General features: G+C 59.8%; 13 protein-coding genes, 1 other RNA gene and 1 pseudogene. 7 read left to right on the plus strand and 8 right to left on the minus strand.

Translation table 11 applies throughout. From position 1 onward, the window contains the following. Position 1: 1 nt before the first annotated feature. Positions 2-835, plus strand: coding sequence for a polyphosphate--glucose phosphotransferase (ppgK, locus tag MPN20_RS14555; RefSeq protein ID WP_242783278.1), 834 nt, complete (start codon positions 2-4; stop codon positions 833-835). A 177-nt stretch (positions 836-1,012) separates the two neighbouring features. Here the strand turns inward: ppgK and rnpB are convergent. Further along, positions 1,013-1,378: RNase P RNA component class A (gene rnpB, locus MPN20_RS14560), an RNA gene on the minus strand. 125 nt (positions 1,379-1,503) lie between these two features. Here rnpB and yaaA point away from each other — a divergent pair. Continuing rightward, positions 1,504-2,280 (plus strand): peroxide stress protein YaaA, encoded by a 777-nt coding sequence (gene yaaA, locus MPN20_RS14565; protein ID WP_242783280.1) that lies wholly within the window; start codon positions 1,504-1,506, stop codon positions 2,278-2,280. Between the two features lie 89 nt (positions 2,281-2,369). Here the strand turns inward: yaaA and MPN20_RS14570 are convergent, their stop codons facing one another. Then, a complete protein-coding gene (locus tag MPN20_RS14570) occupies positions 2,370-3,098 on the minus strand; it encodes a hypothetical protein (RefSeq protein ID WP_242783282.1) in 729 nt (242 codons plus the stop codon). 37 nt (positions 3,099-3,135) lie between these two features. Further along, positions 3,136-3,960 (minus strand): Nif3-like dinuclear metal center hexameric protein, encoded by an 825-nt coding sequence (locus tag MPN20_RS14575; protein ID WP_242783284.1) that lies wholly within the window; start codon positions 3,958-3,960, stop codon positions 3,136-3,138. Between the two features lie 165 nt (positions 3,961-4,125). Here MPN20_RS14575 and MPN20_RS14580 point away from each other — a divergent pair, with 165 nt between their 5' ends. Continuing rightward, the gene (locus MPN20_RS14580) at positions 4,126-5,667 is read left to right on the plus strand and encodes a fatty acyl-CoA synthetase (protein ID WP_242783286.1); all 1,542 of its coding nucleotides are present in this window, start codon (positions 4,126-4,128) and stop codon (positions 5,665-5,667) included. A gap of 115 nt (positions 5,668-5,782) precedes the next feature. On the opposite strand, the gene bioB is transcribed toward MPN20_RS14580, so the two are convergent. Beyond that, positions 5,783-6,838, minus strand: coding sequence for a biotin synthase BioB (gene bioB, locus MPN20_RS14585; protein WP_242783288.1), 1,056 nt, complete (start codon positions 6,836-6,838; stop codon positions 5,783-5,785). Between the two features lie 322 nt (positions 6,839-7,160). Here bioB and MPN20_RS14590 point away from each other — a divergent pair, with 322 nt between their 5' ends. Both MPN20_RS14590 and MPN20_RS14595 read left to right on the plus strand, forming a co-directional pair. Continuing rightward, the gene (locus MPN20_RS14590) at positions 7,161-8,660 is read left to right on the plus strand and encodes a solute carrier family 23 protein (protein WP_347566837.1); all 1,500 of its coding nucleotides are present in this window, start codon (positions 7,161-7,163) and stop codon (positions 8,658-8,660) included. 112 nt (positions 8,661-8,772) lie between these two features. Then, positions 8,773-9,513 (plus strand): L,D-transpeptidase family protein, encoded by a 741-nt coding sequence (locus MPN20_RS14595; protein ID WP_242783290.1) that lies wholly within the window; start codon positions 8,773-8,775, stop codon positions 9,511-9,513. 177 nt (positions 9,514-9,690) lie between these two features. Here MPN20_RS14595 and MPN20_RS14600 read toward each other — a convergent pair. Both MPN20_RS14600 and MPN20_RS14605 read right to left on the minus strand, forming a co-directional pair. Then, a pseudogene (locus MPN20_RS14600) lies at positions 9,691-9,846 on the minus strand (Rieske 2Fe-2S domain-containing protein); the annotation flags it as partial. A gap of 54 nt (positions 9,847-9,900) precedes the next feature. Further along, positions 9,901-10,248, minus strand: a complete 348-nt coding sequence (locus tag MPN20_RS14605; protein WP_242783291.1) for a cupin domain-containing protein — start codon at positions 10,246-10,248, stop codon at positions 9,901-9,903. A gap of 118 nt (positions 10,249-10,366) precedes the next feature. Between MPN20_RS14605 and MPN20_RS14610 the strand changes: the two genes are divergently transcribed. Both MPN20_RS14610 and MPN20_RS14615 read left to right on the plus strand, forming a co-directional pair. After that, positions 10,367-10,591, plus strand: coding sequence for a hypothetical protein (locus MPN20_RS14610; protein WP_242783292.1), 225 nt, complete (start codon positions 10,367-10,369; stop codon positions 10,589-10,591). A 386-nt stretch (positions 10,592-10,977) separates the two neighbouring features. Next, complete coding sequence (locus MPN20_RS14615; protein ID WP_242783293.1) at positions 10,978-12,777, plus strand: molybdopterin-dependent oxidoreductase; 1,800 nt, start codon at positions 10,978-10,980, stop codon at positions 12,775-12,777. Positions 12,778-13,390: 613 nt separating this feature from the next. Here MPN20_RS14615 and MPN20_RS17565 read toward each other — a convergent pair. Further along, positions 13,391-13,897 (minus strand): DUF1003 domain-containing protein, encoded by a 507-nt coding sequence (locus tag MPN20_RS17565; protein ID WP_347566838.1) that lies wholly within the window; start codon positions 13,895-13,897, stop codon positions 13,391-13,393. Positions 13,898-14,380: 483 nt separating this feature from the next. Beyond that, a complete protein-coding gene (locus MPN20_RS14625) occupies positions 14,381-15,289 on the minus strand; it encodes a universal stress protein (protein WP_242783294.1) in 909 nt (302 codons plus the stop codon). Between the last annotated feature and the right edge of the window lie 265 nt (positions 15,290-15,554).

The following is a 15,554-nucleotide window of genomic DNA, read 5'->3' on the forward strand; positions in this document are numbered from 1 at the left end:
CATGACTGACGACACGCAAGGACGCTTCGCCATCGGAGTCGACGTCGGCGGCACCGGTATCAAGGCCGGGCTCGTCGATACCGTCACTGGGGATCTGGCTTTCAAACGGGTTCGTGTGCTCACGCCGAAGCCCAGCACACCGTCTGCGGTCGCCGCGGCCATGTCAGAGCTCATCGAGATCCTCATCTCCACGGCCCTCGAGGTCGGAGTCGTCGATGATCGCTCTGCTCTCGACGCTCTGCCCATCGGGTGCGGCTTCCCGGGAGTCGTCCGCGACGACCTCGTGGATTTCGCGGCCAATCTTGACCAGAGCTGGATCGGTTCGAACATCGTCAGGATCCTCGCCGAGCACACCGGCCGACACTTCTACATCATGAACGATGCCGATGCCGCAGGGCTTGCCGAGATGACGTTCGGCGCCGGGCGTCGGCATCGGAAGAAGACGGTTCTGCTGACGACGTTGGGCACGGGCATCGGCACTGCTCTCTTCACCCAAGGCCGGCTCGTGCCCTACACCGAGTTGGGGCACATCGAGATGAACGGTCGCGACGCCGAGACTCAGGCCGCGGAGTCAGTCAAGGTCCGAGAAGGGCTGAGCTATGAGGAGTGGGCCGGTCGCCTGCAGCAGTACTACTCACAGGTCGAACTGCTCGTGGCACCAGATGTCATCATCATCGGCGGCGGGGTCTCGAAGTCCCATGCGGACTTCCTCCATCACATCACGACGCGCGCCGAGATCAAGCCGGCCAAGCTCTTCAACAACGCCGGTATCGTCGGTGCCGCGATTCTGGCGATCAACAAGGGCAAGGCGAAGGTGAAGAAGAGCACGCCCTAGGCCCAGAACATGTGCAGACTCAGACGATCTGCAGACCAAGACGATCAGCAGACCAAGACGATCAGCAGGCCCAGACCATGAACAGGCCCAGACGATCAGCAGGCACGGATGAAGTCCGTCGGACGGGGTCCAGGTCGCATCGTCTGCGTGAGCACTCTTCGTCTGCGCAGGTATGTGGAGGACAGGCCACCGATACGCCGGGTTCTGTGGTCGAGTCGGTTGCCCTTCTCGACTGACGGTCATCTATCTGGGACCGATGTTGCCACCGGCCTCGAGCAATCCACCCGACGACTCGGCGAGCAGCCTCAAATGTCGTCTGTCTGATCTTGCTCCGGATGGGGTTTACCCAGCAGCGCCGGTCACCCGGCACTCTGGTGGTCTCTTACACCACCGTTTCACCCTTACCCAGTCGGAACTGGGCGGTCTGCTTTCTGTTGCACTGGCCCGCGGGTTGCCCCGGGTGGGTGTTACCCACCATCCCTGCTCTGTGGAGCCCGGACGTTCCTCAGCCCTGTTGGGAGCCGCGACCGTCTGGTGACCTGTCCTCAAGAGCAGTCTACCTTCGACCCGCGCACCCACGCATGGGCGCCTCGCTGACGGCAGCCACCGTGACCGACCTCACTTGGACGCGAATCGGTCGCAGCCGGCGTGGCCCCTACGATGGTGGGGTGAAGATCCTACTGCCGCCCTCAGAGGGCAAGACTCCCGCGATCTCGGGTGCCCCACTCGACCTCACAGAACTCTCCGGCCAGGATCTCAATCCTCAGCGCAGGAAGGTCGTCTCGGCGCTGAAAAGGGTGTCCAAGCGCAAAGACGCGCTCACGCTGCTGGGAGTCGGGCCGTCCCTGGCTGCCGATGTCAAACGCAACACGGAGATCGACTCATTGCCGTGCGCTCCCGCTCTGCTGACGTATTCGGGAGTGCTCTACGAGGCGATGGGAGCCTCTGATCTCGTTGGACAGGCTCAGTCGAGCGAGACTCTGGCGCAGCGTCTGCGCAGCGTCCATGTATTCTCTGCGCTCTTCGGCCAGGTCAATGGCCTCGACCCGATTCCGGCGTACCGCCTCGCGATGAAGACGGACCTGGGCACGCTGGGAAAGCTGTCCACTTGGTGGAAGCCGGTGTTGGCGAAGAAATTCAGAGTCTCCCCCGCCGAGGTGGTACTCGACTGCCGCTCGAGCGATTACCGGGCCGCGTGGCCGGGACCCAATGACCAGGTCGTCACTCTGGGTGCGGTGAATGTCGTCGGCGACAAGCGCAGCACTGTCTCGCACTGGGCCAAGTTCTATCGTGGAGAGTTCGTGGGCAGACTGCTTGCCGATGAGCGTGAGCTGCCAGCGACTGTCGATGAGCTGGTGGCCCGGGCCGAGGAATCCTACGAGGTCGAGTTCACTCCGCATGCGAAATCGAAGCCTGCGGCGCTGACGATCGTGCTGAGGGACTGAACTGCCGACTTCTAGTCGACGCTCTTCACCCCAGCCTTACTCGGTTCACCCCAGGCTTACTCGCTCCACCCCGGTGCTCGACGGTACTGTCAGCCCTTGCGCAGCAGTACGGCCTCGCACTCTTCGCATTCGTAGGTCTGGTTCGGATCCTCGAGCAGCATGGACTTCCACGTTGCGCCGCCGATTTCCTGGCCGCATGCCTGACAGTTCGGTCCCGAAAGGATTGCCGCACCTGGCCCACCTTGGGAGATGTTGTTCTCGAACTGGCGCACGAGTTCGTCGGGCAGCTCTGCTTTCAGCGTTTGAGCTGCTGCGCTGTTCTCGTCGATCTGGGTTGCGAGTTCGGCTTTGCGCTCTTTGATGGATGTCTGCGTTGAGCGTCCTGCAGCGGTCACCTCGGCGAGCTTAGATTCGGCTTCGGAGAGCGCAGACTCTGCAGCTTCGAGCTCTTCCATGGAGCCGAGTTCCGACTCTTCGATCTCGGCAACGCGCTCTTCGTGACCGGCGATCTCGTTCTGCAGGTTGACGAGGTCTCGGCTGGTCAACCCGGTCCCATCGTTGAGTTCGTCCGTCTTCTTCTTGATCTGGACGTTCTGCTTCTCGGTCAGCGTTTGGCATTCGGCAACCTGAGTACGGAACGTCTCAACCACCTCGGCGGCTTCGCGTTTCTGCTCCTCGGCCTCTTTGTGCTGTGTCACGAGGTCCTGCAGGGCAGGGCCCTCCTTCGGATTGTCGTGCTCGTGTCGCAGAGCACGGCCCCTGGCCGCGAGATCGATGAGGGATTCGAGGGATCCGCGTTGCTCGGCGGTGATCAGCATAGTGGTGTCCTTGTCGTCGGAGAGTCGTGACCGTGGATCAGTAGCGCTCGACCCAGGGGTCGGTGTTGACGGCTGAATGCTGGAGGGCGACGGTGAGTCCGCGGGCGGTGAACGCGGCCTCGAGCTCCCTGGCCGCCGTGTCGAGCCAGACTGTTTCGGAGGCCCAGTGGGAGACGTCGATGAGCTGCGGATTGCCGCCGTGCCGGTTGGCGGTGTCGCGGGCTTCTGTGGCCGGGTGGTGGCGGAGGTCGGCGGTGATGTAGACCTCGGCGCCACTGGCACGGACTTCGTCGAAGAGGGAGTCGCCTGCTCCCCCGCAGACGGCAACACGAGTGACGGTGGCTGCCGGATCGCCGGCGATCCGCACGCCGGTCGTGGTGCGCGGCAGGCGGTCGGAAAGTGTGCGGGCGAGGTCGCGGACTGCCGTGGGCGTTTCGAGGTTTCCGACGCGTCCGATTCCGGTGTTCAGTTCTGAACCCGCCGTCGCCTGATGTGCATGCGGAACCAGCGGTTCGGCGTCCTCGATCCCCAGCAGGGAGATGAGGACGTCCGAGACTCCCCCACGCGCCGAGTCGGCATTTGTGTGGGCATTGAACAGGGCGATGTCGTTGCTGATGAGGGTATGCACCGCTCCACCCTTGAGGGTTGCGGCATTGACGGATTTTACGGGTTTGAGCATGAGGGGATGATGATTGAAGACGAGATCGGCCCCAAGCACGACTGCCTCGGCGATCACGGCATCCATGGGGTCGAGGGCAAGCAGGATCGACCGCACCTGGGCATCGGGATCACCGACGGCAAGACCGACGGAATCCCAGCTCTCGGCCAGGGCCGGCGGCCACAGTGCTTCGAAAACGTCCACACACTCGCTGACCTTCGGATACCTCATGGCACCACAGTATTACATCCGCACCGACTTGGGCCTCGACGTTCAGGTCGGGACATTCAGCCTGCGAACTTCATGCGATCGGGGGCCAATGTGTGAGACGCAGTTCACTTGACGATTGTTCGGTAATAGATTTGCGCTATGACTACGACTAAGTCGAATTCGACATCCCCAGAACTGTTCTTTCCGTCGACCATCGCAGACATCGTGCGCCGCAGTGCAGGGCGATTCCGAGACGACGTGGCCATCGAGTTCGGTGACCGCACCTGGACCTACGCTCGGCTCGACGCGGCCGTGACTGCAGTCGCACGAGAGCTCAAGGAGCTCGGCGCGACGAAGGGCGACCGGGTCGCCGCGTATGGGAAGAATTCGGACCTCTATGCTCTCCTCTACCTCGGCTGCGCTCGCGCCGGCCTCATCCACGTGCCGGTCAATTACCAGCTGAAGAACGATGAACTCGACTACATCCTCGATAATTCGGGGGCAGGAATCGTGTTCGGCGATGCGGACCTCATCGACGCGGTGACCGCCACTCCGGTAGGGGCCGGACTCGAGGTCAGGGACTTCTCCACGCTTCTCGAGGCAGCGACCGCCACGGACATCGCACCTGCGGCGGCGGGCGAATTCGACGTCGTGGACACCGACGTCGCACAGCTGCTCTACACGTCAGGGACCACCTCGGCGCCCAAGGGTGCAGTGATGACGCACCGAGCCCTGCTCCACGAATACATGTCGTCGCTGATGAGCCTCGACTTCTCCGCCGACGACCGCGTGGTGCACGCGTTGCCTCTTTACCACTCGGCGCAGATGCACGTGTTCCTCATCCCGCTTCTGTCCGTCGGTGCGCATAACATCATCGTGCCGGCGCCAGTGCCGGGCCAGCTACTGGCGCTGTTCGAGGAACGCGAGATCAACTCGTTCTTCGCAGCGCCCACCGTCTGGGTGGCACTGGCGAACAGTCCGGAACTGGAGACCCGCAATCTCGACAGCCTGCGCAAGGCCTACTACGGCGCCTCGATCATGCCTGGTCCTGTGCTCAAGAAGCTGCGTGAGCGCCTGCCGAAGCTCGGGTTCTACAACTGCTTCGGGCAGTCGGAGATGGGGCCGCTGTGCACTGTGCTCCGTCCGGAAGAACATGACGAGTACCCCTCGTCGGCGGGCCGAGCAGTGATGTTCGTTGAGACCCGAGTCGTCGATGGTGAGGGCAAAGACCTCCCCGCCGGTGAGCTCGGAGAGATCCTCTACCGGTCGCCGCAGCTGTGCGAAGGCTACTGGAACAAGCCGGAGGCTACAGCAGAGGCGTTCGACGATGGCTGGTTCCATTCGGGCGACCTCGTGAAGATGGACCAGCGCGGTTTCGTCGAGGTCATCGACCGGGTCAAAGACGTGATCAACACCGGCGGTGTGCTCGTGGCCAGCAGGCAGGTCGAAGATGCGATCTTCGAGCTTCCCCAGGTTGCCGAAGTGGCTGTCGTCGGTGTCGCTGACGCGAAGTGGATTGAGGCGATCACGGCATTCGTCGTGATCAAGGCCGACCAGGACGAACTCACCGAGGCGGACGTCATCGCCCATGTTAAAGATCGTCTGGCCGGATTCAAGGTGCCGAAACGGGTCGCCTTCGTGCCTGAGCTGCCGAAGAACTCCGCGGGTAAGATCCTCAAGCGCGATCTGCGCGACGCCTGACTTCCACATGATCTGAGGAACTCGCGAGGGATGCGAACGAGGGCCGGTGCCAGTTTCGACTGGTGCCGGTCCTCACTGTCTATTCCGCGCGCACTACGTTCAGACGCAGATGCCCTCAATCGTTGGCGACCTGCTCCGTCCCCGCACCGCGTCTGCGCAACGTGGGGGTGGTGACGTTCGAGGAAATGTCGTCCTGGCCGATGATCGTAAAGCCGTTGTCGTGGATGAGTGCGAGATCCTCCTCGGCGGCCTGCCCCTCGGCGGTGAGGTAGTCGCCGAGGAAGAGGGAGTTCGCGAGGTGAAGAGCCATCGCCTGAAGTGACCGCAGATGGATCTCACGTCCGCCGGCCAGTCGGATCTCCCGGTCGGGACAGACGAATCGGGCCATGGCCACGATCTTCACGCACTGAGTCGGGGTGAGGTTCCACTGCCCTTCCATCGGAGTGCCGTCGAAGGGCACAAGGAAATTGATCGGAATCGAGTCGGATTCAAGGTCTCTGAGCGCGAACAGGGCTTCGACGATCTGTTCATGACTTTCTCCCAGTCCGACGATGAGCCCACTGCAGGGAGAAAGGCCGGATTCTTTGGCCTTGGCAATCGTGCTCGTCCGGTCGGCGTAGGTATGTGACGTGACGATGGTGTCGTGGAACGACTCGGCAGTGTTGATGTTGTGGTTGTACGCGTCGACGCCGGCATTCTGGAGTGTCTTCGCCTGGCCGTCCTTCAGCAGCCCCAGGCAGGCGCAGACTTCTACCTCAGGATGTTCGTCCTTGAGCTGAGTGACGATTTCAGTGACGCGATCGATGTCTCTGTTGCCTGGGCCGCGCCCGCTGGCGACAAGGCACACACGGGAGGCGCCCCCGCCGATACCGGTGTTGGCTTGCTTCACCGCCTCATCTGTCTTCAGCCACGAGTATTTGAGGATTGGGGCCTTCGAGCCGAGTGCCTGCGAGCAATAGCTGCAGTTCTCGGGGCACAGACCCGATTTGAGATCTACGAGGTAGTTGACCTTGACAGTCATTCCGAAGTGCCGACGTCTGGTTCTTGAGCCAGCGTCGACGAGGTCAAGGAGCTCTTCGTCGGCGACAGTGAGCAGTCGCAGTGCCTGCTCCTCGGTGATGGCGATTCCGTCGAGCACGGATTCGGCGAGATGGTCGAACCAGCTGGTCATAGGTGGTGCTCCTTCGGCGGTGTGCGGATAAGGGGATCGGGCTGAGGCTGAGCAGGACTTGGGCTGAGACCGAGCAGTAGCGGACCCGCGACCAACCCACTTGAATCGCGGTATCGGCATCGGCAACCAACCTTTCCTGAACAGTGTTCAATAGCGTATCAGACAACGTCTGATCGGAGCAGGCAACTGGCAGCGGCCCGGAAGCCGGGGTGCGCACCGAATCGCCGTGTTCGAGGCCCAGAGGCGCATAGACTGCTCTCGACGATTGTTGAAACATGATGGTTCGGTGCTGCCGAACGGCGCACAGCTGAGGAGACACGTGGTGGAATCGCACAACGAGGTGGTCGCAGAGGCCGATCGCCGGAGGGGGTGGACCCTCTACAGAGACGGGAAGACCATTCGCCCGGGAGAGAATGTGCTCCCCGAAGAGCGTCTGAGCTGGCCGCGGACGATCGGCGTCGGTGCGCAGCATGTCGTCGCTATGTTCGGAGCGACGTTCCTTGTGCCGCTTCTGACCGGCTTCCCACCGTCGACGACACTGTTCTTCACCGCGATCGGCACGCTGCTCTTCCTGCTCATCACGAAAGGCATGATGCCTTCGTACCTCGGTTCGTCCTTCGGTCTGCTGGCGCCGATCGGTGCTGTCACCGGGTTCGCTGCCACCTCGGGTGAGGATCTCGACTCTCAGGCCATGGCGCTCGCCCAGGGCGGGATCATCTCCGTCGGCGTCACGTTGGCGTTGGTAGGCATCCTCGTCCACTTTGCCGGAGTGCGGTGGATTGAGGTCACGATGCCACCGGTGGTCACAGGAGCCATCGTTGCTCTCATCGGACTCAACCTGGCGCCTGCTGCTTGGGGGTGGGTGCAGGAGGCTCCCCTGACTGCCGTCATCACAATCGTGACGATTCTGCTGACGACTGTGCTGTTTCGCGGGATGCTGGGACGGCTGTCGATCCTTGTCGGTGTGCTCATCGGGTATGTTGCTGCCTGGCTGCAGGGCCAGGTCGACTTCTCCACAGTCAGCAAGGCCGACTGGGTGGGACTGCCCGCGTTCCATGCCCCAGCGTTCGACCTCGGATATCTGGGGTTGTTCCTGCCCGTGGTGCTGGTTCTCATAGCTGAGAACATCGGGCACGTGAAGTCGGTGTCGGCGATGACCGGTCGCGACCTCGACAAGATCACCGGTCGAACCCTGTTCGCTGATGGGTTCTCAACTATTCTCGCCGGTTCAGGTGGAGGGTCGGGAACGACTACATATGCCGAGAACATCGGCGTCATGGCCGCGACGAGGATCTTCTCCACGGCCGCATATATGTGCGCAGGGATCATCGCTCTGATCCTGAGCCTGCTGCCGAAGTTCGGTGAAATCATAGCGACGATTCCGCCGGGGGTGCTCGGCGGAGCTGCGACGGTTCTCTACGGAATGATCGGTCTCCTCGGCGTGCGGATCTGGGTGGAGAACAAGGTTGACTTCTCGAACCCGATCAATCTCAACACGGCTGCTGTCTCGCTCATCGTTGCGATCGCGAACTTCACGTGGACACCCGGTGGTTTGAAGTTCGAGGGAATCGCACTCGGCTCGGCGGCGGCAATCGTCATCTACCAGGTCATGAAGGCCATCTCTCGGTGGCGTGGGACCGATCCGGACTTGCTGGCTCAGCAGGGGTCTGATGACGACTCCGCCAACCAGGAGGAAATGACCGGCGTCAATGAAATTGCGGCTGCAGGTGACGGTTCAAGTTCAGCAGGTGCTTCAGGCAACGGCCCGGACGGGTCCGCGAATCAACCTGAGTTGGGCCAACGACTGCCTCCGAAAGAGTAGATCGCTAGACTCTGTCACAGCGCTGAAAGTTGCAGCGCCTCCCCATGCACCTCGGCCAGGGATCGAATTCGAGACCAGGCCAAGGCACTTCCCAGCGACGAGGAGAATCATCATGACATCGCTCATCAAGCACCGCCGAGGAATGCTGCGCCCATTGACGCTGGTAGTTGCGGTCACCGCACTGACGTTCTTCTTCGGCTCGGCCGCGCAGGCTGCGGAGTCCGGGCTCGGCGCAGGAGTCGTCGACGACAATGCGTCTTTAAAGAAACCCGATCATCTAGGCGCGAAGTGTGCAGTGCCGTCGAATGCCTCGACGTCGAAGGTCATTGCTGTCAACGGCGCCGGAGGTTCGAAGGTCACGGTTGATGCCTGTGAGGAGTGGGACGGATCGTACTATTCGGCGATCTCCACCACCGGATACGTCGGGTACAACGGCATCGCGGCCGCGGGTGAGAAACGCGAGGGTGACGGAATGACCCCTTCTGGTGTCTTCGACATGGGCTACGGCTTCGGGGTGAAGACGGAGCCGAGCGAATTCCAGGGATCGAAGTACGTCAAGGTCACCAAAGACGATGTGTGGGTCGACGGTGATGCCACGAAGAACTACAACACGATGCAGAAGAAGTCCGACGGATACTCGGGTGAATCGATGTATCAGGCGCCGGCTTACAACTATGGTCAGGTCATCGAATACAACGCGTCGGCGAAACCCGGATTGGGATCAGCGATCTTCCTGCACGTGAACACTGGCAGCGGTGAGACTGCGGGCTGTGTCTCTGTATCGCAGGCGAACCTGCTGAAGATCCTCGACTGGGAAAATGATGACAACGTCGAGATGGCGATCAGTCGATAGAAGGTTCAATCGCTGGCGATCAGAGGAGTGGCGACAGTGTCGTCTCGATCTGCGCGCATGATTTGGACTGCGCACCTGATTTGGGTTGCCCTCCTGATTTGGGCTGTACACCAGAGTCAGGCCACGAATAGCTGGAATGTGAAACGGTGGCTGGTGGGCCGGCGGGGCTCCTGTTTTCAAATCGAACCGGGAGCCGTGCAGCCAGCACTTCACGTAGCCGCTCTCAACGTCGCCTTCGGATAGCAGTACCTGACCGGGAGTGCATTCGTCGCGAATGGCATGGAATCTGCCCAGATCGCGAATAAGGCAGACCTCAAGCTGCCCTTGCGTCACAACGTCACTGCTTGTAATGAATCACAACGTCACTGCTTGTAATGGAGGAGCGACTCATGGCCGCTTCGCGACCGTCAGAACCACAACCGAGTCTTCGACTGCTTCCAGCGCGTGCGGTGCGTCAGGTATGAACATGAGATCTCCGGGCGAACCGTTCCAGCGGACCTTGTCAGCAATGAGGGTCACTCGTCCGTGGAGCACCTGCAGGGTGGCTTCGCCGGGATTCTCATGCTCGTTGAGCTCAGCGCCCGCGCGCAATGCGATCATGGTATGCCGAAGGATATGTTCGTGGCCACCGTACACAGTCTGAGCGCTGCGCCCACTCGATGCGGCTTTGGCGATGTCCAGTTGGTGACGCATCAATGCCGTCAAAGATACTTTCTGCACGTAGCCCTCTTCCATTCTCGATGGACTGTCGATGGCCGCCTCGCTGAATCAGTTCTCTGCCCGTCGATGGCCGCTGGCCACAATCCAAGCATGACAAGGAACTTCGCTCATCGACGATTCCTAAGCTACCAGAATGGTTGACGCCAAGGATGAAGCGCGGCACTCCGCGTTCCCGGCAGCATCGCTTCGGCAACTACTTGAGGTGCTGGGCATCGACGGCCCCAAGGACGTACTGGTGATTGCCGCAGTCGTCGGACCCCAGGTGACGGCGGCACAGTTCTATCTTGACCTGCGCCAGCGAGCTGGACTGATGCGACCAGGCAGGCAGTGCAAGCCCGGGACGTCGCTTCTCTGGTGAGCGCCGTGGCCGAGTTGAGAGAGACCTACCGGCACGGATACGTACGACACATGCTGATTGGTACAAGTATCGAGTAACACTTAAAACACTGAGACGACCGAGAAGGGTACTGACCATCAGCCCCGTCCGCAAAACTGCGGCCGCTGTTCGAGCTGATGACGATGCCCGCCAGTCGCTGCCCTCGGGAGTTTGCCACCAGCCATGATTCGCTCGTGCTGGCTGAACACGCTATAGCCAGCGAGGAGGCCACCATGGTATACACAAGGAAGCACTGTCGCAGCCACATCGGTTCTCCAGCGGATGATAATCAGATCAATCCGCTGGCTGATTTCTGATCTGAAAGAAGCCCCCAGCGAGAATCGAATCAGGCGCGAAGGAGCACCAGAATGACAACCAGTGGTGAACCTACACCGGATGAACTGCCGCCACCAGCCGCGTCCGACAGCACCCCACAGGCACTAGCCGGATTCCGACTTGAGTTGGATCAGAAGAAATACGACGCTGTTGACGGTTCTTGGGCAGGATCTGTACCGGCACAGTATGGCGTCGCACCGCGGGTACGCATTGGCCACAGCAAATGGTTCAATCTCCTCTGGCTGCTCCCGATCGGCTTCGTATTGCTCATCGTCTCCATCGCTGTGGCTAAGGGGCTGCGCGATGTCCCGGCTGTGGCCCAGTTCATGGAACTCTACCCCGGCACAGTTGTCCCGCAAGAGGCCGAGGGGGACGTCGGTATCCCGGCCTGGGTGGGCTGGCAGCACTTTTTCAACATGTTACTGATGATTCCGATCATTCGCTCAGGCATCACCATCATTGCTGACCATCCCCGTCTGTATTGGACCCGACATTCAACCCCTGGCAAAGATTGGTTCCGGGTGCAGAAGCCTGTGCCCACCGATCCGCTTTGGACAGCTAAACAGGATTCAATCACCTTGCCCGACAGCATCGGCCTTCCCGGTCGGCGTCATTCAATCGGCCTGGCCAGGTGGTGGCATCTGGGCATCAACTCGCTGTGGCTACTCAACGGAATCATCTTCTACATTCTGGTCTTCACAACCGGCCACTGGCTACGCCTTATCCCCACCAACTGGGATGTCTTTCCCAACGCGGTCTCGGTAGTGATTCAATACCTGTCTCTGGATTGGCCCACCGACAACGCCTGGGTGGCGTACAACAGTCTGCAAGTCTTGGCCTACTTCATCACCGTATTCATTGCGGCCCCGCTGGCCTTCATCACAGGGCTGGGCATGTCTCCTGCCCTGTCCACCAAATTCAGGTGGATCAGCAAGATCTTCAGCATCCAATCTGCGCGCTCCCTGCATTTTCTAGTGCTGACTTGGTTTCTGCTGTTCATCGTGATGCATGTGACCCTGGTTGTGGCAACCGATGCGCTGCACAACTTCAACATGATGTACACGAACACCAACGACGGCGATAGTTGGAACGGATTTTGGATCTTTGCCATATCACTGGCCGTGATGATCCTCCTTTGGGTTGCCGTCACCCCCTTCACGTACCGACACCCACGCGTGGTTCAGCGAATCGGTTATGCCCTTATCGGCCCCCTCCAGCGACTGTTTGAGCACCTTGATTCAAAACCGGGCCAGTACACTGAAAAAGATATCTCCCCCTACATGTGGCACAACGGCAAGTACCCGGAGACACCCGAATACAAGGACCTCTACGACACCGACTTCGCCGGTTACCGTCTCCAGGTCTCCGGCCTGGTGCAGAACCCCTTGAAGTTGGACCTCAAGCAGCTGCGGGAGCTGCCGTACCACGAGCAGATCACACAGCACTTCTGCATCCAGGGTTGGTCCGGAATCGCGAAGTGGGGCGGAATATCCATGCAGACCCTAGTCGATCTGGTCAAACCAAAACCTCAGGCAAAATGGGTCATCTTCTACTCCTTTGCAGAAGGACCCGACGGCGGCATCTACTACGATGCCCAACCCATAGAACAGATGAGCTATCACTTGACCATGCTGGCCTACGACATGAACGACGAGGCACTGCCATACGGCCATGGCGCGCCGCTGCGCCTGCGCAATGAAGTCCAGCTCGGATTCAAACTCGTCAAATGGATCAAGGGCATCGAATTCGTCGAGGATTTCAAGGATGTCGGCGGCGGGGAAGGTGGCTACAACAACGACCACGAGTTCTTCGGCTACCGACAATCCATCTAATCCATTGCGCTCAGTGAAGGGAAACCCGTGACGGCGAACATATCTGTTACGGGCGAGCCACAGGCGTATCGTGGGTATCCCAGCAACCAAGGACGAGGTGACGAATAGGTCTTAGGGTCGAGTCGGCTCGTATGAATAAGCAGCTGTTTTTGCCAACTGAATCAAATTTGCGGAGTATCGCCGCAGTGAATAGTGCGGATTCGCCAATTCCGACGCGCAGGAATTGGGGCACCTTCGAATAGGCATTGCTTTCCGTCTGTGCGAAATATTATTTGTAAAAGTAGATCTTCAGGCATCGCAAGCGATCTGGTCTGATTGGAAATCTCACACACAATACGGGGGCACACAGAAAACGTCTCCCGCAGAACGAGTAGCACCAGCATGATCGTCGCCAACGGAGACACAAATCCAGTTGCAGGTGTCGCGATTGCAGGCTGATAGTGGAAAATGGAGCACTAGCCCACGCGCTCCTGGAACATCACACTCCGCCATGGGTGACTTCTGGCAGCGCACGCAACGTGCGTGCTTTGAGGTGATCCCCCGTCGTCGACGAATCTGGAAGCCAGTCTTTCGCCTTTGGATCGGGCACCCGCAAATAGCGTCAGGCCATTGATCATTTCTTCGCGGATGACGTCTGGGTGTGCAATTCGCGTAGCAATTCAAGTTGCAGGTGATTAATCTCCATGAGTTCTTCGAGTTCTTGCTTCGCCGCGACGTTCGTCTCAAAGTCGTGCTGAGCAAGCATCGCTGAGATGGAGTCCTGTCGCTTTGCTGCGATGAGAATGATGGCGCCCTGCAGGCCAGCGAGCATACTCAAGAACAAGTTCAGCAATATATATGGATACGGGTCCCACGCGAATATCATAGTGTTGGCGACGGCCCACACGATCATGAACATAAGAAAGGCGCCGATGAAGAACCAAGATCCCATACCATTTCGCAATCGGTCGGCTGCCCGTTGCCCTGTAGTCAGGTTCTTGGAATATTCAGTATGCCAGTTGTTGAGCGGCCGTTTCACCGCCCCAGATTGACGCTCGGGTTTCTCAGCCCTTGCCGAAACGGCAGGGTCCACGGCGGATGGCCGCTGGTGTTCTCCATCAGGAGTAATTGATAGTCCCACAATTCTATTCCTCTCGTCTCAAGTCGCGGCCAGTCCACGTATCTGACGAAAGGCAGATGTGCGTGCCTCATCAGAATTCAGACGCTAAAGCACGGCGTGGTGATATGCAAGGCCTTTAAGGACATACACGAGGCGAAAAATATCGCTAGTCTAACGGTTTCATGATTACGACTTGTTCGATAGAGGTAACACAAACGGAAATCGCTCCTGACCTGAGCTAACTGCGTGAACGAAGACTCTCCTGCCGCCAATTGAAAAGGACGATGGCAGATTTAGAAGACCACTTGCGGCCCCTGCTCCTGCCAATATCCTTATTGATTTCACAACTGCTCTCGCTCTCGGCAGCGATGGCTCCTCAAATACCTCGGCACTGCGCGGTGAAACCGACCTCCCGACGCCGGAAGTCGACGACACAGTCCTTCGACACATGGCAATGAACCGTCATCGGAGTAGTTCTGCTTTCAGCGTCCAAATGCCGTCGACTCAGCTTGGAACGACCATGACCGGACCCTCCGCGTGGTGGAGGACTCCGCGCGAGACTGACCCGAGGAGAGTGCTCCGGACAGGACCTCGACCCCGAGTGCCGAGGACGGTCAGCGGAGCAGTCTTCGTCATTTCGGTGATTACCTCGGTCGGATCGCCGATCGGCACCGCTGCGCTCACCTTCAGGTCGGGGAACTGCTGAGCCACGGCGGTAACTTCGGCCTCGAGCCCGGCATCGAGTTCCTTCCTCCTCCGGTCTGTGACCTCGGAGCTCAGCTCCAGTTCGGGGTACCAATAGAGCCATTCTTCGCCTCTGGGTAGGACGCAGACGATATCGAGCGCAGTTCCTCGTGAGCTGGCCACCTTGGCAGCAGTGAACATGGCTAGACGTCCGGTATCCGAGCCGTCGACGGCGACGACGATCGGGGCACCGACCGTTTCCGATTGGTTGCTTGGAACTACGACCGTGGGGCAAAGGGAATGGGCAGGCAACGCAGTGGACACCGAGCCGAGGAGCCGTCCGATGAATCCGCCACGCCCTCTCGATCCTACGACGGCAACGCGTGCATGTTCACTCAAGTGGACCAGTACGCCAGCGGCATCTCCTTGCTCGGCGCGATAGGAGATCGTGCCGGTGTGATGCCGAAGCAGACTGGCCGCCTCAGCAAGGAGTTTCTCCGTTGCCACACGTGCAACCACCCGTTCATCCTCATCCGGAATGGACGCAATATTCGGGTAGATCATCGCGGGCTCAGTGTAGGCAGAGACGACGGTGAGGGGCGTGCCGCGTTGGGTGGCTTCCGCCGCCGCGTATTCGAGAGCACGTGTTGCAAGTTGGGAGCCGTCATACCCGACGAGAACTCCGAGCTCTAACGACGATTGCTCAGATGAGACTTTCTCAGCATTCATGACAGACCTCCGCTGGGGGCCGACTTAACCCGGACGAAAGCGGAGGCTCCGTACCAGACGAAAGCGGTGGCCCCGATCAATGAGACCGTCCTCACTTAGCAACTGTAACATGAGTCATATTGTGCGGTCCCGTTGTGAGCCACTCATCGCTAGTGTTCGAAGCTCCGCATGGGACTGATGCAGGGTTAGGTGACATCTAATCTGGCTTGTTCATAGGCAAGCCTGGAAGGATAGACACCATGCCACAGCCCTACCCGAAAGAATT

The organism is Brevibacterium sp. ZH18 (assembly GCF_022748595.1).
GTDB lineage: Bacteria > Actinomycetota > Actinomycetes > Actinomycetales > Brevibacteriaceae > Brevibacterium.